At 69.4% G+C, this 21,879-nt stretch carries 8 protein-coding genes; 2 read left to right on the top strand and 6 right to left on the bottom strand.

Annotated elements, in window-relative coordinates:
- Window positions 1–27: 27 nt before the first annotated feature.
- Window positions 28–2,496 (bottom strand): RICIN domain-containing protein, encoded by a 2,469-nt coding sequence (locus F4556_RS07730; protein WP_184912797.1) that lies wholly within the window; start codon window positions 2,494–2,496, stop codon window positions 28–30.
- 342 nt (window positions 2,497–2,838) lie between these two features.
- On the opposite strand from F4556_RS07730, the gene F4556_RS07735 reads away from it, so the two are divergent.
- Both F4556_RS07735 and F4556_RS07740 read left to right on the top strand, forming a co-directional pair.
- Window positions 2,839–3,561, top strand: a complete 723-nt coding sequence (locus F4556_RS07735) for an LURP-one-related family protein (protein WP_184912798.1) — start codon at window positions 2,839–2,841, stop codon at window positions 3,559–3,561.
- Between the two features lie 147 nt (window positions 3,562–3,708).
- Window positions 3,709–4,542 carry a PIG-L family deacetylase gene (locus tag F4556_RS07740; protein ID WP_184912800.1) on the top strand — a complete coding sequence of 278 codons (834 nt, stop codon included), beginning with the start codon at window positions 3,709–3,711 and terminating at the stop codon, window positions 4,540–4,542.
- A 30-nt stretch (window positions 4,543–4,572) separates the two neighbouring features.
- On the opposite strand, the gene F4556_RS07745 is transcribed toward F4556_RS07740, so the two are convergent.
- The 5 genes from F4556_RS07745 to F4556_RS07765 form a co-directional block, all read right to left on the bottom strand.
- Entirely contained in the window at window positions 4,573–6,225 is a 1,653-nt protein-coding gene (locus F4556_RS07745; protein ID WP_184912802.1) for a serine/threonine-protein kinase, read from the bottom strand.
- A gap of 86 nt (window positions 6,226–6,311) precedes the next feature.
- Window positions 6,312–7,508 (bottom strand): L,D-transpeptidase, encoded by a 1,197-nt coding sequence (locus F4556_RS07750; protein WP_184912804.1) that lies wholly within the window; start codon window positions 7,506–7,508, stop codon window positions 6,312–6,314.
- Window positions 7,509–7,561: 53 nt separating this feature from the next.
- On the bottom strand, window positions 7,562–8,812 hold the full coding sequence (locus tag F4556_RS07755; protein WP_221503552.1) for an MFS transporter: 1,251 nt from the start codon (window positions 8,810–8,812) through the stop codon (window positions 7,562–7,564).
- A 17-nt stretch (window positions 8,813–8,829) separates the two neighbouring features.
- Window positions 8,830–9,369 (bottom strand): ArsR/SmtB family transcription factor, encoded by a 540-nt coding sequence (locus F4556_RS07760; RefSeq protein WP_184912808.1) that lies wholly within the window; start codon window positions 9,367–9,369, stop codon window positions 8,830–8,832.
- 235 nt (window positions 9,370–9,604) lie between these two features.
- Complete coding sequence (locus tag F4556_RS07765) at window positions 9,605–21,805, bottom strand: isopeptide-forming domain-containing fimbrial protein (RefSeq protein WP_184912809.1); 12,201 nt, start codon at window positions 21,803–21,805, stop codon at window positions 9,605–9,607.
- Window positions 21,806–21,879: the final 74 nt, after the last annotated feature.

Raw genomic sequence — 21,879 nt, forward strand, 5'->3', positions numbered from 1 at the left:
CCCTTCACCGGTTCAGTGGCGTGCGTGTCAGCTGACGGTCCATCGCTGCAGGGCGGAGCCGGTGTCCGGCTGCTGGGTGACGAGGGATCCGTTCGAGGTGGTGGCGGTGGTCAGCAGGAGTCCGCTCTTCTGGGAGGCGATCTTGTAGCCACCACCGCTCGCGGGGGTGACCAGCCAGCGCTGGTTGCTGCCGCCGGTGCAGGCCCACTGGATCACCTGGGCGCCCGCCGACGTCGAGCCACCGCTGACGTCCATGCACAGCTGCGACAGGCCGTTGACGATCTGGTACGAGCCGTCGGTCTGCTGCGTGAAGACCCAGTTCTGGTTCGCGCCGCCGTTGGGGCTCCAGGTGACGAACTGGGTGCCCTGGCTGGTGGAGTGGTCGGGGTCGTCGAGCGCCTTGCCCGAGGTCAGCACGGTGTGGGTGCCGCTGAGCGCCGGGTTGACCGTCCAGCTGAAGGACAGCGTGCCGGTCGCGGTGCCCGAGGTCGCGGTGACGGTGACCGTGGACGCCCCGGGGGTGGTGGGCGTTCCGGAGACCAGGCCGGCGGAGCTGATCGACAGCCCGGCCGGCAGGCCCGTGGCGGAGTAGGTCAGCGGCTTCCCGGCGGAGTCGGTCGCACCGAGCTGGAGCGAGACGGCCGTGTTGACCTTGGTGGACTGGTCACCGGGGTTGGCGATCACGACCGTCTCGGGTGCCGAACCGGTCTGAGTGAGGGTCAGGGTCTGCTCGCCCGCGGCACGCGTCCCGCCGACGGCGTTGCCGGTGGCGTTGTTCCAGCTGCGGGTGGGCGTGGTCTCGGCGAGCCGGCTGCTGTCCGAGGACATCCCGATCACCAGGCCGCTGTAGCGGTTGACCAGCCGGTACGTACCGGTCGGCGCGTTGCCCGCGGTGGTGCCGGGGATGATGAACCACTGCTGTCCGACGCTCGAACCCGCCGCGGTGACGGTGGGCTTGGCACCCCAGGCACGGCCGGCGGTGGAGGCGGAGTTGACGCCCAGCAGCTGCCCGGTCGAGGCGTTGGCGATCCGGTACGAGCCGTCACCGTTGGAGCTGAACATCCAGGACTCCAGCGCGGAACCGGTGGCGCTCGCCACCGAGGTGGTCGCCGAGCCGCCGGAGACCTGGGCCAGGACCCGGCCGTTGCCGCTGGAGATCCGGTACGCCTTGGTCGGGTCGACCGGGGGTGCGGCGGGTGCCGAGGAGCCGATGGTGACGTTCACGTACTGCCCCGACGCGCCGCCCGAGCAGCCGAACGAGCAGTACGAGCGGAAGGTCTTGCCGACGATCGTGGAGCTGGTGCGGTTCGCGCCGTCGAGGAACCAGCGGTACCAGGAGGCGGTGTGGTAGCTGCCGGAGTCGCCGATCGGGAACCACTTCTGGGTGGAGAGGTCGTCGGTGGCGTAGTACTGCTGCGGCGCGTTGCCGCTCTGGTCGACGGCCTGCGGCTCGGCGATGTACAGACCCAGGTAGGCGTTGTAGGTGACGTCCATGACGAACAGCGGCGAGGTCGGGGGCATCTTCCCGGCCGCGATCTGCTGGTCGGCGGTGCCGGTGTTCGCCGGGTCGTACTCGCCGGCCACCGGGGTGTAGCCGGTGGTGTTGGACGCACCGACGGGCACCATGTTGCTCTCCCGGCCGCCGGTACCGGCCTCGGACCAGGAGCCGTCGTACCACTTCTGCCAGGAGCCCGGGGCCATCTTGGACGCGATCGGGGCGCGAGCCACGTGCGCGTGGAAGGCCTTCCAGCTGCCGTTCTTGTCGACCACCCGGGAGCCGTAGAAGACGTAGAAGTACCCGGAGGCGGTGTCGACCAGCAGCCGCTGGTCGCCGTCGCCGTAGTCGTACGTCTGGTTCGGGAAGGCGGCGGTGTCACCCCGGGCGGTGCTGTACGGCGAGGTGATCACGTGGTCCTTGATGGTCCAGGTCTTGCCCTGGTCGGTCGAGACCGCGTAGTCGATCGCGTCGAAGTGCAGGCCGTCGCCGAACGGCTGCGGGGTGAACTCGTTGTGGACCAGGCCGTACCAGTCACCGGTGTCCGGATCGACCCACAGCCCCGACAGGTCGCAGTAGTTCTTCTGCGCGTAGCCCGAGCCGCTCGGCGCGAAGGTGGCCTGCAGACCGGTCGGGCTGTTGTTGCAGCGCCAAGTGGTGTCGTTGTTCCGGTCGTTGGAGTTGGCCGGGTTGACGGCGTTGCTGATCGCCGTCGAGCGGGTGGCGGTGTCGAAGTCGGTGCCGGTGAAGAAGTCCCAGTACCGGGGGTCGGTCTTGCCGTAGAGCGCCGCGGACTGCTGGAAGTAGAAGGTGCCGTCCTTGTCGATGTACGGCACGGCCGGGGTGTCCGTCGGGTGCGTGTACTGCACCGGCGCGGAGACGGTGACCGTGTACGTGGCGGCGGGGGGTGCGGCCTGCGCGGGCCCGGCCGTCGTACCGGCCAGCGAGAGCAGGGTGGCGCCGAGTGCGACGGCAATTCTTCTGCGGGGTGGGGAGTACACGGGTTCTCCTTCGGTGACAGCGCGGGGCTGTGAGGGGGAGCGCTGGACCGGGTCGGCTCGGGCGGCGACCACGGTGCCTGAAGTTGCTCAAATGGGTGGCTTGGCAAGCAACTTCGCTCAAACCGTGGCAGCGGATACGGGGCCTGTCAAGGACCCCACCGCCATCGGCCCGGCAGCCCGCGCAGCGCGCCGAAAAGTCCAAGTGCGCCCCTACAAAGGTCCTTTGACCGGGAGGTTCCGACTGAGCAGAATTGCCCGACGAGCAGCAACAGCCGCACCCCTCGAACCCGGGCAGTAAAATGATCTAGCTACGTTCGGAGGATTGGGCCTAGGCTGCCCGCCATGTCCCAGAACACGAACACCCCGGATATCGCCGGGCAGCCGACCGCCCCGGCCGGCGACTCCGCCAAGGTCCAGCGTCAGGTGCAGCGGCAGGCGGGCGTAGCACCGGTCACCGGTGGCGGCGGCACTCTTTTCTCCGAGCCGGTCCTGGTGGTGAACCAGAAGGCCAAGCTGATCGAGCTGACCAACGAGTACGCGGTCTTCGACCAGCAGGGCGCCACGCTGGGCTCGGTGGTCCAGGTCGGCCAGAGCGGTCTGCGCAAGATCGTGCGACTGCTCTTCTCCATCGACCAGTACCTGACCCACAAGCTGGAGATCCGCGACGCCCAGGGCGCCCCGGCGCTGCTGCTGACCCGCCCGGCGAAGTTCATCAAGTCGCGGGTGATCGTGCAGCGTCCGGACGGCCAGGAGGTCGGCCAGATCGTCCAGCAGAACGCCATCGGGAAGATCAACTTCGCGCTGGAGGTCGGCGGCCGGAAGGTCGGCGCCGTCAAGGCGGAGAACTGGCGGGCCTGGAACTTCTCCATCGTCGACGAGACGGACACCGAGATCGCCCGGATCACCAAGACCTGGGAAGGCCTGGCGAAGACGATGTTCACCACGGCCGACAACTACGTGCTCCAGATCCACCGCCCGCTCGCCGAGCCGCTGATCAGCCTGGTCGTGGCGACCGCGCTGACCGTGGACACCGCGCTGAAGCAGGACGCCCGCGGTCTCGGTTAGGCACCGACCGTGCGCTGTGCCGAGCCCCGCCTCCGACGATCGGGAGGCGGGGCTCGGCCGGTTCCGGTACTCCCCGGAAATCGGACGCGGTCGGCCGCCCGGATGCCGCAGACTCGGACTGATCACTTTTCGAACCGGAGGATGTTCATGGTTGACCGGCCCTTGACACTGATGGCAGTGCACGCCCACCCCGACGACGAGGCCACGGGGACGGGCGGTGTCCTGGCGCGCTACGCCGCCGAGGGCATCCGCACGGTCCTCGTCACGTGTACCGACGGCGGTTGCGGTGACGGGCCGGGAGGCGTGAAGCCCGGGGACCCCGGGCACGATCCGGCGGCCGTCGCGGCGATACGCCGTCAGGAACTCGAGGCGAGCTGTGAGGTGCTGAAGATCAGTCACCTGGAGCTGCTGGAGTACGCCGACTCCGGAATGATGGGCTGGCCGACCAACGACGCGCCCGGTTCGTTCTGGCAGGCCCCGGTGGCGGAGGGTGCCGCCCGTCTCGCCGCACTGCTGCGGCAGTACCGGCCCGACGTGGTCGTGACCTACGACGAGAACGGCTTCTACGGCCACCCCGACCACATCCAGGCGAACCGCATCACCATGGCGGCGCTGGAGCTGACCGACCTGACGCCGAAGGTGTACTGGACCACGGTGCCGTTCTCGACGATGCGGCGGTTCGGCGAGGCCATGCGCGAGCTCGGCGGGGACGAGGAGCAGCCGGAGTCGGAGGAGGCCGTCGACTTCTCCGACATCGGGCTCCCCGACGAGGAGATCAGCACCTGGGTGGACACCGCCGCGTTCGCCGGCCAGAAGTTCGACGCCCTGGCCGCACACGCCAGCCAGGGCGAGAACATCTTCTTCCTGAAGATGGGCCTGGAGCGGTTCACCGACCTGATGGGCGTGGAGACCTTCGTCCGGGTCCGGGACACCACCGACGCGGCGCTGCCCGAGGACGACCTCTTCGCCGGACTGCGCTGACCCCCCGCTGACCGCCTCCTACGGGGGCGGTCAGCCGGACTTGACCACCTTGAGCACCTTGCCGGTGGCGCCCGCGGTGAGGTAACCGCCGCCGTAGTCGTCCGAGAGGTAGTACCGGATGGTGATCTCGTCGGCGAACCAGCCGTAAGTGATGATCAGGTAGCGCGACTTGGGGTTGGCGACACCGAGCTCGGTCTGGGCCTTGGGCAGCACCGTCGGGAGCTGGTTCCAGTCGATCTTGGTGAGGTCCACCGTCTTGGTGCTGTCGACGGAGCCGCCGGGCTTGCTGGTGGCCTTGCCGTTGCGGTAGTCGACGGTGTCGTAGTGCTTGGGGTTGTCCTTGTTCACCACCTTGGCGCTGGCGTAGTCCGGATAGACCGTCAGATCGGTGATCGTGGTGCTGCCGGTGGCCGCGCGGATCGCGTCGACCAGGGCGCGGGCGCCGTTCGGGGTGAGCAGGTCCTTGGCGGCGGCGACGGAGGGCGCGGCCTTGGGGGTGGTGCTGGTGGTGGCGGGGGTCAAGGCAGGGGCGGTGCCGGTGACTTGGGGGGAAGAGCCGGTGGCGTCGGGGTTGCCGAACTTCAGCGTCCCCTGGCTGAGCGACCAACCCAGCAGGCCGACCACTGCCACGCCGGCCACCGCCGCCAAGACCGGGCCGGTGCGCCGGCGGGTGGTCGGGCGCTGCTCCGGCTGGTGCCCGCCGGTGTCGTACCCGGGCGGCACCTTGTCAGCGGGGCCGGCGGGTTGGGGCACCGTGCCGGTGAGCTGGGTCGGCGTGTACGGGACGCTGTCGCTCGACTGGGTGGGCGAGAAGACCGACCCGCCGCCGACGGTCCCGTCGATGCCCTGCTCGGCCGCGGCGAGCAGGCGGTCGAGCTGGGAGGCGTCGGGCCGGACGGCCGGGTCGCGGGCCAGCAGCGCCATCAGCGTGGGGCCGAGCGGGCCCGAGCGCACCGGCGGCGGGAGCGGCTCGTCCAGGACGGCGGCCAGGGTCGCGAAGCTGGTGGCGCGGCGCAGCGGGTGGTGGCCCTCCACGGCGACGTACAGCATCATGCCGAGCGACCAGAGGTCGGAGGAGGGATTGCCCTCGTGGCCGCGGATCCGCTCCGGGGCGATGTACTCGGGCGAGCCGATCAGCGAGCCGGTCGCGGTCAGGCTGGTCGTCTCGCTCAGCGCGGCGATGCCGAAGTCGGTCAGCACCGGGGTGCCGTCGGTGCGCATCAGCACGTTGGCGGGCTTGACGTCGCGGTGCTGGATGCCGGCGGCGTGGGCGGCGCGCAGCGCGGAGAGCACGCCGCGGCCGACCCGGGCGGCCTGCTGGGGCGAGAGTGCGCCCTGGTTGATCCGGTCGTGCAGCGAGCCGCCGGTCACCAGCTCCATCACCAGCCAGGGGTGGGCGAGTTCGGCGGTGTCCACGATGTGATAGATGATCACCACATTGGGGTGCTGGAGCCTGGCCAGCGCCTGGGCCTCGCGCAGCACCCGCTCGCGCAGCTCGAAGGCCGCGGCCGGGTCGGCGGCGAGCATCGCCGGGTCCTGCGGGCGGACCTCCTTGAGCGCGACCTCACGCTGCAGCACGATGTCCCGGGCCCGCCAGACCAGACCCATGCCGCCGCCACCGAGCCGCTCGAGCAACTCGAACCGGCCGTCGACGAGCTGGGCGCCCGGCCCCCCTGTAGTCATGGCCGTCATCGTAGGGGCTCGGGCGGACAGCTTTCGAACGAGGTGCGGCGGCACCACCGGCGTACGTGGGCCGGTGGCCGGAGCCGCTACCACTTGCTCCAGGGGACGTTCCAACCGCTGTAGCCGTTCGAGGGATTGACCGGTTCGCCGACGGAGTTCTTGATCGTCACGACGTCCCCGACGATGGAGTCGGCGAAGAACTTGCCGGCCGGTGAGTCCGGACTCCCCTTGTCGCCCACGGTGTCCTGCAGGCCGACGCAGCCGTGGCTGACGTTCTCGCGGCCGAACACGCTGGCGTCGGACCAGTTGTTGCCGTGCACGTACGTGCCCGAGGTGGTCAGGCGCAGCGAGTGCGGGACGGGGTGCTTGTAGTCGCTGCCCTCCAGGCCGGGAACGGTGGAGGAGTCCATCACCTCCGACTCCTTCCGCTCCATGACGGCCATGGTGCCGTTGTAGGCGTTCCACGACTTCGGGGAGCTGGCGCCGGTGCTGATCGGGATGGTCTCGACGACGCGGCCGTCCTTCTCCACGGTCATCTGGTGCGTGGCGGCATCGACGGTGCTGCGCTTGTCGCGGCCCACCGTGAAGGTCTGGTCGCTGTCGATGCCTCCGTAGACGCCGGGTGCGACCTCGATGCTCTTCAGCCGGTAGTGGACGGTGACCTTGCTGCCGGACTTCCAGAACGTCTCGGGCCGGAAGTCGACCCAGCGGTTGTTGAACCAGTGGCCCTTGACCGGAGCGCCGTCCGAGGTCTCGAAGGTGACGGCCTTCTCGACGGCGGCCTTGTCCTTGACGTCCTCCTTGAACTCCAGCCGAACGATCATGCCGACGCCGTAGGTGGAGCCGTCGACGATGTTGTCGTGCGGACCGGCCTCCTTGGCGGGGGTGAGCGTGGCGAAGGAGCTGTCGGTGCTGGTCGCCGTGCCCTTGGCGTCGGCCGCCTCGACGTGCACCGTGTACCGGGAGGCGACCGCCAGGCCCGCCGACGGGGCCCAGCCGCTGTTGTCCGGCAGCAGTGCGCCGGGCACCTGCTTGCCGGTCTGGTCCGTGACGGTGACCTTGGTCAGCTTGCCTTCCGCCACCGAAACCTTCAGCCCACTGCCCGGTTTGACGTCCGTGGCGCCGTTGGCCGGCTCCACGCTGATCTTGGCGGCGGACACCGCGGCCTTCGCCGACGCACCGTCAGCCGACCCGCCGTCACCGCCACTGCCGCTGCATGCCGCCGTGCACATCAGCACGCCGACACCGATCCCGGCCATGACGGCCTTGCCCAGCCTGTTCATCTCGTCCCCTCCGCGCTCCTGGTTGTTTACACGCCCAAACCGGCGAAAAGGTTTCACGATGCGACGAACTCGGCGCCGACCGCTGCCGGGTGTGCGTCCGCTCCGGATCGCAGCGCTGCCTCGACCCGGCGGTTGCTGGTCATGGTCGCGGTGACGGCGGTCATCGCGAGGAGGAGGCCGGCGGCGGTGTAGAGCGGGGTGCGTACGTCGTAGGTCGTGGCCAGCCAGCCGCCGAGGAAGGCGCCGAACGGGGCGGCGCACATGCCGAGCATCCGGGAGGTGGAGGCGACCCGGCCCATCAGGTGGGCGGGGACGATCGCCTGCCGCAGGGACGGGCCGAGCACCATCGTGGCGCCCATGCCCGCGCCGCAGACGGCGAGCGCGAGGCCGGCCACGTACGGGTTCGGGGCGGCGGCCAGGCCCAGGATGGCGAGCCCTTCGACCGCGGCCGTGCAGGTCAGCGCGGTGCCGGTGCCGAGTCGTCGGCCGAGGAAGGAGGCGATGCCCGCGCCGAGCAGGCCACCGGTGGCCTCCGCGGTGAGCAGCAGGCCGAAGCCGAAGCTGCCGACACCGAGCCGGTCGTGCGCGAAGAGGGCGAGCACCGTCTCCACGGCGAGGAAGGCGATGTTCCCGACCGCCGGACGCAGCGCGAGCCCGAGCAGCAACTGATCCCGGAACACGTACGAGGCACCGGCCCGCGCCTGCCGCAGCAGCGACTCACGGGCCTCCGGTACGGGCCTGGGCGCGGCCGGCAGCGACCGTACGAGCAGTGCGGAGAGCGCGAACGAGACCGCGTCGGCGAGCAGCGGGACCGCCCGCCCGAGCGCGAGCAGGGCGCTGCCTGCGGGCGGCCCGGCGAAGCCGGACGCGGCGGTCTGGGCGCTGCGCAGGCGGGAGTTGGCGCGCTCCAGGAGCGCGGGGTCGCGGCCGAGCAGGTCCGGCAGATAGGCCGTGGCGGCCGTGTCGAAGAAGATCCCGCCGAGGCCGAGCAGGAACGCGACGGCCGCCAGCAGCGGAATGCTCAGCGCGTCGAGCGCGGCGGCGGCCGCCGGTATCGCGAGCAGCACCGCGCGGGCCGCGTCCGTGACCCACATCGTGCGCCGACGGTCCCAGCGGTCCACCAGCGCACCACCGAGGACCCCGAACAGCAGCCACGGCAGCGTCCCGGCGGCCGTGACGACGGCGAGCGCCATCGGATCCCGCGTCAACGTCAGCGCGAGCAGCGGCAGTGCGGCATGTGACACCCCGTCACCGAGCGAGGACACCGTCTGCGCCGTCCACAGCCGTCCGAACCCGGTCGGCAACTTCGTTGTCCCTGAGCTCACTTGGAGTCCCCCTCAACCTGCCGGCGCGGTGCCGGGTGGAACAGTGCGAAGACCAGCGAGGCGTCCGGCAGTGCCGGATCGGACAACTCCCGGTACTCGTCCGTCAGCGCCTGCAGCCGCGCCCCCAGCTCCGCGAACTGCTCCTCGGTGAGCCGCAGGTGCGCCATCCGCACGTGCCGCTCGCCGTCCACCGGCGATGCCTCCAGGTCGGCCACCGCGTGCCGCATCAGCACATCAGGCCCGCCCTCGCCCGGATCCGGCAGCACAATCGACCGCGCGGCCATGGCGTAGTACCGCTCGGTGACCCCCCGGACCTTCCGCGTCCGCACCACCTTGACCAGGCCGGCCCGCTCCAGCAGCCGTACGTGGTAGCTGGAACTCCCCTTCGCCAGGCCCACCCGCTCGGCGATCTGAGTGATCGTCGCAGGCTCGAAGCGGAGCACGGCCATGATCCGGTGGCGCGTGAGATTGGAGACGGCGCGTAGCTGCTCGTCGGTGGAGACGTGGAACGCCTCGGGAAGATCATCGGTGGGCATGGGTCCAATGGTCAACACTTCTTGACCATTTGGCAAGGGGGTTTGTTCGACTTCCGGAATCCCGCCCTCGGCTGGTGCAGCCGGATCCGCTCGACGAAGCTCCGGTGAGCGCGATGTCCTGACGGGGCGGCAGGTCGGCCGTCCAGGCGACCGTTGGGTGGGCGGTTCGCGCGGGTACGGCAGCGGGCCCGGAACGGTGGTGCCGTTCCGGGCCCGCTTGAGGGTGCGTCAGGAGTTACGCCCGGCCGCGCCGCCTGCGCCGGTTGGCGAGGACGAGGCAGCCGAGTCCGGCCGGGAGCAGGATCGCTGCGGCTGCGGCGATGAGCGTCACGGCGGTGCCGGTGTACGGGAGGGGCTTCGGTGCGGGCTTCGGCTGGGCCTTGCCGGTGTGGAGCGGGCCGCCGTCGGGGCCGTTGGTGCCGGCCTTGTTGCTGTTGTTGGAACGGTCGGGGTCGGGGGTGTCGGAGGCGGCGGTGGCGATGTTGTCGACGTCCTTGCCGTTGCCGGCGTAGGCGGGGTCGAGCTTGACGAGGATGCGGTGGACCGTCTGGTCGCCGGGTGCGAGTCGTGCGACGGGTCCGCAGGTGACGGTCCGTCCGTTCGCGGTGCAGCCGTCCGGGGAGGAGACGAACGACAGCGCGGTCGGCAGCGGGTCGGTGACCTCGGCGTTCACCGCGGTGGACGGGCCGTGGTTGGTGGTGGTGAGGGTGTAGGTGAACGTGTCGCCGGGGTCGACCCGGGTCTTGCCGGCCGGGTAGGCGGCGGACTTGGTCAGTGCGAGGTCGGCGGCGGGTGTGCCGATCCGCAGCGTGTAGGTGTCCTCGTCGTTGTCGGGGCGCCGGTCGGCCGGGTCGCTGACCCGGATCTTCTCGGTGAGGGTCTGGCCGCCCACCGCGTCCGGGGACACGCGCACGGCGAACGAGGTGTCCACGTAGCCGTCCTGCGCGGCGCGGTTTCCGGTACGGGACCGCGGCAGGATCCCTGCGGGGAGCTTGCAGGTCGCCCGCTGCGGGGTGTCGACGGTGCAGTGGCCCGGCAGGTCCCGGGCGAAGGAGAGCTGGGCGGGCAGGGTCACCGAGAAGGTGGCCTCGCCGTGGTGGGTGGACGGTCCGTGGTTGCTGATCCGGCCGGTCAGGTTCACCGTCTCGCCGGGCACCGCGGTTTCCTTGGAGAGGATGGCCTGCGCGGCCATGTCGCGCTTGTGCGGTGCGGGTCGGCCCTCGTCGGGCAGGGGAGCGGTGTCGGTGTCGTTGGCGGGGTTGGGGTCGGTGGTGTCGGCGTCGACCACGGCGCGGTTGACGATGTCGCTGCCGTCACCGGTGTAGGAGGAGTCCAGACGGGTGGTGAGCACGTAGGTGAACTTCTCACCGACCTTCAGCCGGCCCTTGGCCGGGCAGGTGACCGTCCGGCCCGCGGCATCCACGGTGCAGCCGGCCGGCTGGGAGGACACGTACGTCAACGGCTTCGGCAGCTGGTCGGTGAGGACCACCTGGTAACTGTCCGACGAGGGGCCGTTGTTGGTGACGGTGATCGTGTAGTCGACGTTCTCCCCGGGAGCGATCGCGGGGCCGTTCGACGACTTGTCGATCGCGAGGTCGGCTTCACCCCGGGCGGGCTTGCCACCGGGCAACCCGGCGGCAGCGGAGGAGTTGTTCGACAGGTCCGGGTCGGCGGTCGCGGTCGAGACCTTCGCGATGTTGCGGATGTCCGAACCGTTCCCCTCGTAGTCCTGGTCCAGTCGGACGGTGAAGGTGAAAGTCCTCGACCCGTTGGCTGCCAGTGCCGCCTGGGCCGGGCAGGTCACGTCCTGACCGGTCGCGGTGCATCCGTCTACCGAGGAGACGAATGCCAGCGGCGCGGGAAGCGCGTCGGTCGTCTTCACGTCCAGCGCCTGCGCCGGACCGGCGTTGGTGACGGTGACCGTGTAGTCGAACGTCCCGCCCGGAGGCACCGGTGTGGTGGAGGCCGGCTTCTTGGTCACCGACACGTCCGCCTTGGCCGGGGCCGGCGGGTTCGGGCCGGGACCCGGGCCCGGCAGACCGCCGGTGGCGGCGTCGGAGGTGTTGTTGCTCAGGTCGGGGTCGGCGCTGTCGGTGGCGACCTTCGCCTGGTTGCGCACGTCCGTACCATCGCCGGTGTAGGCCGGGTCGAGCTGCACCTTGATGGTGTAGGTCTTGGACGCCTTGACCGCCAGGGTGCCCAGCTTGGGGCAGGTCACGCTCTGGCCGACGGCCGTGCAACTGTCGCTCGCCGAAACGAACTTCAGCGTCGAAGGCAGCTCGTCCGACACCACCAGGCCCGAGGCCTGGGAGGGGCCGTTGTTGGTGACGGTGACGGTGTAGTCGAACGTCTCACCAGGACCCACGGGCGTGGTGCTCGCCGGCTTCTTGGTGATCGCCACATCAGCCTTGACCGGAGCGGGCGGATTCGGACCGGGCCCGGGCAGGGTGCCGGTGGCTCCGTCGGAGGTGTTGTTGCTCGGGTCGGGGTCGGCAGTGTCCGTGGCGACCTTCGCCTGGTTGCGCACGTCCGTACCATCGCCGGTGTAGGCCGGGTCGAGCTGGACGGTGATCGTGTACGACTTCGAAGCACCCACCGCCAAGGACACCAGCTTCGGACAGGAGACCTCCTGGCCGGCCGCAGTGCAACTGTCGCTCGCCGAAACGAACTTCAGCACCGACGGCAGCGCATCCGTGACCACCAGGCCGGACGCCTGCGAGGGCCCGTTGTTGGTGACGGTGACGGTGTAGTCGAACGTCTCGCCCGGAGCCACCGGCGTGGTGCTCGCCGGCTTCTTGGTGATCGTCACGTCCGCCTTGGCCGGGGCCGGCGGGTTCGGGCCGGGGCCCGGACCGGGAAGACCGCCGGTGGAGGCGTCGGAGGTGTTGTTGCTCTGATCCGGGTCCGGGCTGTCGGTGACGACCTTCGCCTGATTGCGCACGTCCTTGCCGTCACCGGCGTACGCCGGGTCCAGCTGCACCGTGATCGTGTAGGTCCTGGACGCCTTCGCCGCGAGGACGGGAACCTTGGGGCAGGTCACGTCCTGGCCGTTGGCGGTGCAACTGTCGCTCGCCGAAACGAACTTCAGCATCACCGGCAGCGCATCCGACACCACCAGACCACTGGCGTCCGACGGCCCGTTGTTCGTCACCGCAATCTCATAGGTAAAGATCTCGCCCGGCGCGACGGGGGTGGTGCTCGTGGCCTTCTTGGTGATCGCCACGTCCGCCTTCACCGGGGCCGGCGGATTCGGACCAGGGCCCGGGCCGGGGAGACCACCCGTGGAGGCGTCCGAGGTGTTGTTGCTCTGATCCGGGTCCGGGCTGTCGGTGACGACCTTCGCCTGGTTACGCACATCCGTACCGTCACCGGCGTACGCCGGGTCCAGCTGCACCGTGATCGTGTACGACTTCGAAGCACCCACCGCCAGGGACGCGAGCTTCGGACAGGTCACACTCCGCCCAGCAGCAGTACAACCATCGCTCGCGGACACGAAGTTGAACACCGATGGCAGCTCGTCCGACACCACGAGACCGGCAGCCTGCGAGGGGCCGTTATCGGTGACGGTGATCGTGTAGTCGAACGTCTCACCCGGCGCGACCGGGGTGGTGCTCGTGGCCTTCTTGGTGATCGCCACGTCCGCCTTCACCGGAGCCGGCGGATTCGGACCAGGGCCCGGGCCGGGGAGACCACCCGTGGAGGCATCCGAGGTGTTGTTGCTCTGATCCGGGTCCGGGCTGTCGGTAGCGACCTTCGCCTGGTTACGCACGTCCGTACCGTCACCGGCGTACGCCGGATCGAGCTGCACCGTGATCGTGTAGGTCTTGGACGCCTTCACCGCCAGGGTGCCCAGCTTCGAGCACGTCACGTTCTGGCCTGTCGCCGTGCAACTGTCGCTCGCCGAGACGAACTTCAGCATCGAAGGCAGCTCGTCGGTCACGGCCAGGCCCTTGGCGTCCGAGGGGCCGTTGTTGGTGACGGTGACGGTGTAGTCGAACGTCTCGCCCGGCGCGACCGGGGTGGTACTCGCGGCCTTCTTGACGATCGCCACATCCGCCTTCACCGGAGCCGGCGGATTCGGACCAGGGCCCGGGCCGGGGAGACCACCCGTGGAGGCGTCCGAGGTGTTGTTGCTCTGATCCGGGTCCGGGCTGTCGGTGACGACCTTCGCCTGGTTACGCACGTCCTTGCCGTCACCGGCGTACGCCGGGTCCAGCTGCACCTTGATCGTGTAGGTCCTGGACGCCTTCGCCGCGAGGACGGGGACCTTGGGGCAGGTCACGTCCTGGCCGTTGGCGGTGCAACTGTCGCTCGCCGAAACAAACTTCAGCATCGACGGCAGCGCATCCGACACCACCAGGCCCGAGGCCTGCGAAGGACCGTTGTTCGTCACCGCGATCGTGTAGTCGAACGACTCACCCGCAGCCACCAGCGTGCTGCTCGCGGCCTTCTTGACGATCGCCACATCCGCCTTCACCGGAGCCGGCGGATTCGGACCAGGACCCGGACCCGGCAGACCACCAGTCGACGCGTCCGACGTGTTGTTGCTCAGGTCGGGGTCGGCGCTGTCCGTGGCCGCCTTCGCCTGGTTCTTCACGTCCTTGCCGTCACCCGCATACCCCGGATCGAGCTGCACCGTGATCGTGTAGGACTTCGACGCCTTCGCCGCCAACGTGGCCAGCTTCGGACACGTCACATCCTGCCCGGCAGCAGTGCAACTGTCGCTCGCCGAAACAAACTTCAGCATCGACGGCAGCGCATCCGTCACCACCACACCTGAAGCGTCCGAGGGCCCCTTGTTGATGACCGTGATCGTGTAGTCGAACGACTCACCCGCAGCCACCAACGTGGTGCTCGCGGCCTTCTTGACGATCGCGACATCCGCCTTCACCGGAGCCGGCGGATTCGGACCGGGTCCGGGCAGAGTGCCGGTGGCGCCATCGGAAGTGTTGTTGCTCAGGTCCGGGTCGGCGCTGTCGGTCGCGGCCTTCGCCTGGTTGCGCACGTCCGAGCCGTCACCGGTGTAGGCCGGGTCGAGCTGAACGGTGATCGTGTACGTCTTCGACGCCTTCGCAGCCAGCGTGGCCAGCTTGGGGCACGTCACGTCCTGCCCGGCAGCGGTGCAACTGTCGCTTGCGGAGACGAACTTCAGCACGGCGGGCAACGCGTCCGTGACCACCAGGCCCTTCGCGTCCGAAGGCCCGTTGTTGGTGACGGTCACCGTGTAGTCGAACGACTCCCCCGGAGCGACCGGTGCGGCCGACGCGGGCTTCTTGGTGATCGCGACGTCGGCCTTCACCGGCGCCGGGGGGTTCGGGCCCGGGCCCGGGCCGGGCAGGCCACCGGTGTTGGCGTCGGAGGTGTTGTTGCTCAGGTCCGGGTCGGCGCTGTCCGTGGCCGCCTTCGCCTGGTTCTTCACGTCCTTGCCGTCACCGGCGTAGGCCGGGTCGAGCTGCACGGTGATCGTGTAGGACTTCGACGCCTTCGCCGCCAACGTGGCCAGCTTCGGACACGTCACGTCCTGCCCGGCAGCAGTGCAACTGTCGCTCGCCGAAAGAAACTTCAGCACCGACGGCAGCGCATCCGTCACCACCACACCTGAAGCGTCCGAGGGCCCGTTGTTGATGACCGTGACCGTGTAGTCGAACATCTCACCAGGGGCGACCAACGTGGACGACGAAGCCTTCTTCGTGATCGCGACGTCTGCCTTCACCGGTGCCGGCGGGTACGGACCCGGGTCCGGACCCGGCAGCGTGCCGGTCGACGCATCCGAGGTGTTGTTGCTCAGGTCCGGGTCGGCGCTGTCGGTCGCGGCCTTCGCCTGGTTGCGGACGTCCGAGCCGTCACCGGCATACGCCGGATCCAACTGCACCTTGATCGTGTAGGACCTCGCCGCCTTGGCCGCCAGCGTGGCCAGCTTCGGACAGGTCACATCCCGGCCGGCGGCAGTGCAACTGTCAGGCGACGAGATGAACTTCAGCATCGACGGCAGCGCGTCGGTGACTACGAGGCCGGAAGCCTGCGAGGGTCCGTTGTTCGTCACGGTGATCGTGTAGTCGAACGTCTCACCCGGAGCCACCGGGGTCGGGGACGCGGGCTTCTTGGCGATGGCGACGTCGGCCTTCACCGGTGCCGGCGGGTTGGGCATCGGGCCCGGGCCGGGCAGGCCGCCGGTCGAAGCGTCCGAGGTGTTGTTCGAGGTGTCCGGGTCAGCGGTGTCGGACTTGACGGAGGCCTGGTTGCGAATGTCCTTCCCGTCGCCGGCGTAGGCCGGATCGAGCCGCACCGTGATCTTGTAGACCTGGGTCTTGCCCGGGTCCAGGGTTGCCGGTCCGGTGCAGGTGATGTCCTGACCGGCGGCGCTGCAGCCGGGAGCTGCGGACACGAACGCCAGCTGCGCCGGCAGTGCGTCCGTCACCACGAGGCTCTTCGCCTGCGAGGGGCCGTTGTTGGTGACCGTGATCTCGTAGTCGTAGGTGCCGCCGGGCGGGACCGGTGCGGTTCCCAGGGGCTTCTTGGTGATGGCGAGGTCGGCGTTGGCCGGGGCCGGGGGGTTGGGCTGGGGGCCGGGGCCGGGCAGGCCGCCGGTCGACGCGTCCGAGGTGTTGTTCGAGGTGTCCGGGTCAACGGTGTCGGACTTGACCGTTCCCTGGTTTCGGATGTCCTTGCCGTCGCCGGAGTAGGCCGGGTCCAGTTGCACGGTGATCTTGTAGACCTGGGTCTTGCCCGAGTCCAGTGTCGCGGGGCCGGCGCAGGTCACCTGCTGGCCCGTGGCGGTACAGCCGGTGTCGGCCGAGACGAAGTTGAGCACCGTGGGCAGGTTGTCGGCCGTGGTCAGGTTCTTCGCCTGGGAGGGGCCGTTGTTGGTGACCGTCAAGTTGTAGCTGAAGGTCTGACCCGGCGAGACCAGCGCCGCGCCTTCGGCCTGCTTGACGATGGCGAGGTCGGCGGACGCGGGGGCCGGCGGATTGGGATCAGGTCCCGGGCCGGGCAGACCCCCGGTCGAAGCGTCCGAGGTGTTGTTCGAGGTGTCCGGGTCAACGGTGTCGGACTTGACGGAGGCTTGGTTGCGAATGTCCTTCCCGTCACCGGCGTACGCCTGGTCGAGCCGCACCGTGATCTTGTAGGTGCGTGTGGCCTTGGCATCCAGTGCAGCCGGGCCGGTGCAGGTCACCGTCTGGCCGGAGGCCGTGCAGCCGGTGTCGGCAGAGACGAAGCGCACCTGTACTGGCAGTGCGTCGGTGACCGTGACGTTCTTCGCTTGTGAGAGGCCCTTGTTGGTGACCGTGATCTCGTAGTCGAACGTGGTGCCCGGTGTGACGAGCGTGGTGCCGAACGGCTTCTTGGTGATGGCGAGGTCGGCAGTGGCCGGCGCCGGCGGGTTGGGGCCCGGGCCGGGGCCGGGCAGGCCGCCGGTCGACGCGTCGGAGGTGTTGTTCGAGGTGTCCGGGTCAGCGGTGTCGGACTTGACGGAGGCTTGGTTGCGGATGTCCTTGCCGTCACCGGTGTAGGCCTGGTCGAGCCGCACCGTGATCTTGTAGACCTGGGTCTTACCGGGGTCCAGGGTCACCGGGCCGGTGCAGGTCACTGCCTGGCCCGAGGCGGTGCAGCCGGTGTCGGCGGAGACGAAGTGCAGTTCCGCCTGGAGCTGGTCCGTGACGGTGATGTTCCGTGCTTGGGAGGGGCCGTTGTTGGTGACGGCGATCTCGTAGTCGAACGTGCCGCCGGACGGGACCAGGGCCGAGCCGAGGGGCTTCTTGGTAATCGCCAGGTCGGCCTTCGCCGGCGCCGGAGGATTCGGGGACGGACCAGGACCCGGCAGACCACCGGTCGCAGCGTCCGAAGTGTTGTTCGACGAGTCGGGGTCAGCCGTGTCCGACTTCACCGACGCCTGATTCCGGATGTCCTTCCCATCACCCGCATAGGCAGGGTCCAGCCGAACCTTGACCGTGTAGACCTTGCTCCCCGCAGGAGCCAGTACCGCCGGGCCGTTGCACGTCACCGTCTGCCCGGCCGCCGAGCAACCGGTGTCACCCGAGACGAACGTCAACTCCTTCTGCAGCGTGTCCGTCACCACCACGTTCGCCGCCTGCGACGGACCCTTGTTCGTCACCGTCAGCTGATACTCGAAGGACTCACCCGGAGCCACCGACGTAGTGCCCACCGGCTTCTTCGTGACCGTCAGATCCGCCGAACCCGGCTTGGGCGGGTTCGGCGACGGACCAGGACCCGGCAGACCACCGGTCGCCGCGTCCGAGGTGTTGTTCGACGAGTCGGGGTCGGCCGTGTCCGACTTCACCGACGCCTGATTCTTGATGTCCTTCCCGTCGCCGCTGTACGCGGGATCGAGCATCACCTTGACCGTGTAGACCTTGCTCCCCGCAGGAGCCAGTACCGCCGGGCCGTTGCACGTCACCGTCTGCCCGGCCGCCGAGCAACCGGTGTCACCCGAGACGAACGTCAACTCCTTCTGCAGCGTGTCCGTCACCACCACGTTCGCCGCCTGCGACGGACCCTTGTTCGTCACCGTCAGCTGATACTCGAAGGACTCACCCGGAGCCACCGACGCCGTACCGACCGGCTTCTTCGTGATCGCCAGATCGGCGCTCGGCTTGGCCGGCGGATACGGCCCCGGATCCGGGCCAGGACCGGGAAGGTGACCGGTCGAGGCATCCGAGGTGTTGTTCGACAGATCCGGATCCGTCGCGTCCGAGGACACCGACGCCTGGTTCTTGATGTCCGTACCGTCACCGGTATAGGCCGGGTCGAGCTTCACCGTGATCTTGACGACCTTCGACGCACCGGCACCCAACGCAGTACCCAGCGTGCACGTGACCTTCTGCCCTGAAGCCGTACACCCAGAATCTGACGAGACGAAAGTCAGCGGGCTCTGGAGGGTGTCGGTCACGACCACGTTCGTCGCCTGCGACGGGCCCTTGTTCGTCACCGTCAGCTGGTACTCGAACGTCTCACCCGGAGCCACCGCCTTCGACCCCACCGGCGCCTTGGTGATCGCCAGGTCGGCCGTCGCCTTCGCCGTGGTCTTCAGTGTGAAGTCCGCCGAGTTGTTCGTGGCGACGCCGTCCTCGGTATTCGCCACGGCGGCCTTGCCACCCGACAGCGTGGTGTCCAGCGGCGCGTCCTGGTCGATCGCCACAGCGACCGGGAACGAGGTCGAGGCGCCGGCCTTCAGACCGGCCGCGATGGTGCAGGTCACCGTCTTGCGGTCGGCCGCCGCGGTGCAGCCGGCCGGCTGCGTCGCGGCGGCCTTGGTGTTGGCCGGCATGGTGACCGTCACGGTCGAGGCGGAGGTGGTGTCCGACGGGCCGAGGTTCTTGACCGTCGCCGTGACGGTCGCCACGGTGCCCGGGGTCTGGGCGTCGGTCGGAGCCGACACCGCCATCGACAGGTCGTTGGACGCCTTGGCCGTCGTGGACAGCGCCACAGCCGCCGTGTTGTTCGCGGTGTTCGGATCGTCCGGGGAGGCCACCACCGCCGATCCGCCCGACAGGGCGGTCGCGAGCGGGGCGTTCGAGTCGACGACCAGCGGGATCTCGAAAGTGCTCGTGCCGTCCTTGGCCAGGCCGGCGGCGACGGTGCAGGTGACCGACTTGCCGTCAGTAGCCGCCGTGCAGCCGGACGGGAGCGGCGAACCGAGCGTGGTGCGCTGCGGCAGGGTGAACGTCACGGTCGCCACGGATTCCGTCGCCAGCGGCCCCTTGTTGGTGACCGTCAGGGTCGCCGTGGACTTGCCGCCGGGTGCCACCGGGTTCGGAGAGGCCGCCGCGGTCATCGCCAAGTCGCTGGACCGCACCGAGACCTTGGCGTTCGGGCAGGTGGCCGGCTTCGAAGCATCCGTACACAGCGTGTTGGTGTCGAACGTGTCCGAGGTCAGCGCCGTCACGGCGTTGAGGAACTCACCCTCCTTGGTGCCCTTCACCGTGATCTTCAGTGTCGCGGTCGCGTCCTTGGCCAGGGCGCCGACCGTCCACTTGCCGGTGGCCTTGTCGTACTTGCCCCCCGAGTCGTCCGACACGTAGGTGAGGCCCGACGGCAGCTGGTCGGTGAGTACGACGTTGACCGCCGCGTTCGGGCCCTCGTTCTTCACGGCGACGGTGAACACCGCCTGACCGCCGATCAGCACCGACGACTTGTCCACGGTCTTGGTCACGGCCAGCGCCGCCGGCGGCGCGATCGATACCGGCGCCACCTTCGACAGGGTCGTCAGGGCATCCCCGGCGAAGTCGTTGGTGGCGGTGCCCATTGGCGCCGCGCTCTTCACCTTCGCCTGGAAGGTGAACGAGTACGATTTGCCGGCGGCCACCGTGAACAGGCCGGCCCAGGCCACTTTGGAGCCGGTGACGGTCGGTTCGTCCAGGCCCGTTCCCTCGCTCGAGCCGGCGACGTAGTCCAGCCGGCTGTCCAGCGTGTCGGTGAAGCCGAAGGTGGTCGCCGAATAGGAATTCGGGTTGGTGAACTTCACCGTGTAGGTGACGGTTTCGCCCGGCTGCACCTTACTCGGCGACACCGTCTTCTCCGACACCATCGGCTTCACGTCCGCCGGGCGGAAGTAGGTGAAGAAGCTGTAGGTCTTGGACTCACCCGCCGCCAGCGAGTACGGCCACGAAATAGCCATGCCACTGTCGACGCTGTTCGTGCAATCACAGGTGCTGGGCAGCGCCTTGCCACTCTGGACCTGGCTCCTGACCGTGCCGTAGTTCCCCTCCGAGTACGAGCTGCCGGGAGTCAGCGGCACAAACATCATCGCCTGGCCGGTGCCGTCGGAGTTCTTCACGCACGCGATGCCGTTGCCCACCCCCGGGGCCCGCGGCAGCACCACGCCATAACTGCTGTCACTGCCCTGCAGGTAGCAGTCGCCGGCCCGGTACAGGTTGCCGGTCTGCTTCTTGCTGTCATTGTTCGTGACCGTGATGTCGACCCGGAACCCGTGCTCGCCGTTGACGTACGTCTCCGTCTGGGACAGGCTCATCACCGAGGCGGCCGTGAAATCCGTCGTCATGGTGAACGGGTCGGCCGAGGTGCCCGCGCCGGTGGTCGGCGTCTGATTGACGGCCTGGGTCCGATAGGACGAGCCGCTCGACACGTAGTCCACAGCGCCGTAGACGTTGCTCCCCACACTGATGCCGGTACCGCAGCTGTCGCTGAAGAACTGCTTCGTGTCGTTGTAGTACGCGTAACACCCACCGGTCGTCGTCGTCTGGATCGAGGTCACCGGCTTGCCTGTGATGGTGCCGCTGCTGGACACGATGACCCCGACAGTGTCGGTGAGGGCCTGTGCCCCGGTCGCCGTCTGGGTCGCGGTATACGTCACCTTGCTGCTGCTCGTGCTCTGCCCGGCGGCGATGATCGACCAGGTCCCGTCAGCCGCGACGGTCGCCGAGCCGACGGTCGACGAGCCGCGGGTGAGCGTCACCTTTGCCCCCGGCATGCCGGTGCCCGTGAACTCGGTGGTGGTCCCGACGGTCTCACCCTCCGTCGGCGACGTGATCTTCACAGCCGGGATCTGCCACTCGACCACGACCGCGCCGGCGGTCTGCGGGTTGCCGTACTTGTCGCTGTCGTAGAACGCGTCGTCCGTACCGCCGGGCGTCTTGCCCGAGCCCGCGGTAGTGGTGCCGCCCGGGACCTTCGCGGTGTCCACATAGCCGCTGCCGCCGCCACCACCGGCGGCGCTCTGGCTCACCAGACCACCGTCACCGCCCGCGCCACCGGCGTAGCCGGAACCACCGGCGCCGCCGCCGTTGCTGCCGCCGGTCCCTGCCGCACCGCCCGCGCCGCCTGCCCCGAGCGGCCCGTCACCGCCCGCCTTGCCCGCACGGGTGCCGCTGACCTTCCCCGCGGCGCCTCCGGTCTTACCGACCGCGCCGTTGCCGCCCTTGGCGTCCGAAGTGCCGCCGGCGTCACCGCCGTTCGCGCCATCCGTGCCACCGCCGGCCCCACCGCTACCCCCCGAGGCTCCCCGGCCACCGCCGCCACCACCGCCGGCGACCAACAGCAGGGTGCCGGAGTTGTCCTTCACCCAGACCGCACCGCCACCGGTGCCCGCACCGGAGCTGGTGGACGCCGCTGAAGGGATGGAGATCGAGTACGACGTCGCCAGCGGCGCCGAGATGTTCCCGAGGGTGTAACCGCCGCCACCGCCGGAACCGGCGCCCTTGGTGTCGTCCGAGTTGCCGCCGCCACCACCCCACAGGTGGAAACGCACCGCAGTCGCCCCGGCCGGCGGCGTGAACGTCTGCGTGGAGCTGCTGCTTCGGAAGACCTGGCACTGGTTGTAGCCCGAGGTCTTCGCGGTACACGCCCCCGCCGCGGCCCGCGGCTGCGGCGCTCCGGAGCCGGCCCCGACCGGGATCGCGATGGACGGCATGCCCAGGACCGTCGCCCAGGCCAGTGTGGCCGCGAACAGTCGTCTCATCCCGCTGACCATTGCGTTCCCATCGAAGCAGTTGCCGGATCAAATCTGCCCAAGCGGCTATAAAAGGGTGTATA

It is taken from the genome of Kitasatospora gansuensis, assembly GCF_014203705.1.
GTDB lineage: Bacteria > Actinomycetota > Actinomycetes > Streptomycetales > Streptomycetaceae > Kitasatospora > Kitasatospora gansuensis.

Bases quoted from the DNA above. Each gene is read 5' to 3' on its own strand.
- F4556_RS07750 (WP_184912804.1), bottom strand. From the start codon at position 7,508: ATGAACAGGCTGGGCAAGGCCGTCATGGCCGGGATCGGTGTCGGCGTG.
- F4556_RS07760 (WP_184912808.1), bottom strand. From the start codon at position 9,369: ATGCCCACCGATGATCTTCCCGAGGCGTTCCACGTCTCCACCGACGAG.
- F4556_RS07740 (WP_184912800.1), top strand. From the start codon at position 3,709: ATGGTTGACCGGCCCTTGACACTGATGGCAGTGCACGCCCACCCCGAC.
- F4556_RS07735 (WP_184912798.1), top strand. From the start codon at position 2,839: ATGTCCCAGAACACGAACACCCCGGATATCGCCGGGCAGCCGACCGCC.
- F4556_RS07745 (WP_184912802.1), bottom strand. From the start codon at position 6,225: ATGACTACAGGGGGGCCGGGCGCCCAGCTCGTCGACGGCCGGTTCGAG.
- F4556_RS07765 (WP_184912809.1), bottom strand. From the start codon at position 21,805: ATGAGACGACTGTTCGCGGCCACACTGGCCTGGGCGACGGTCCTGGGC.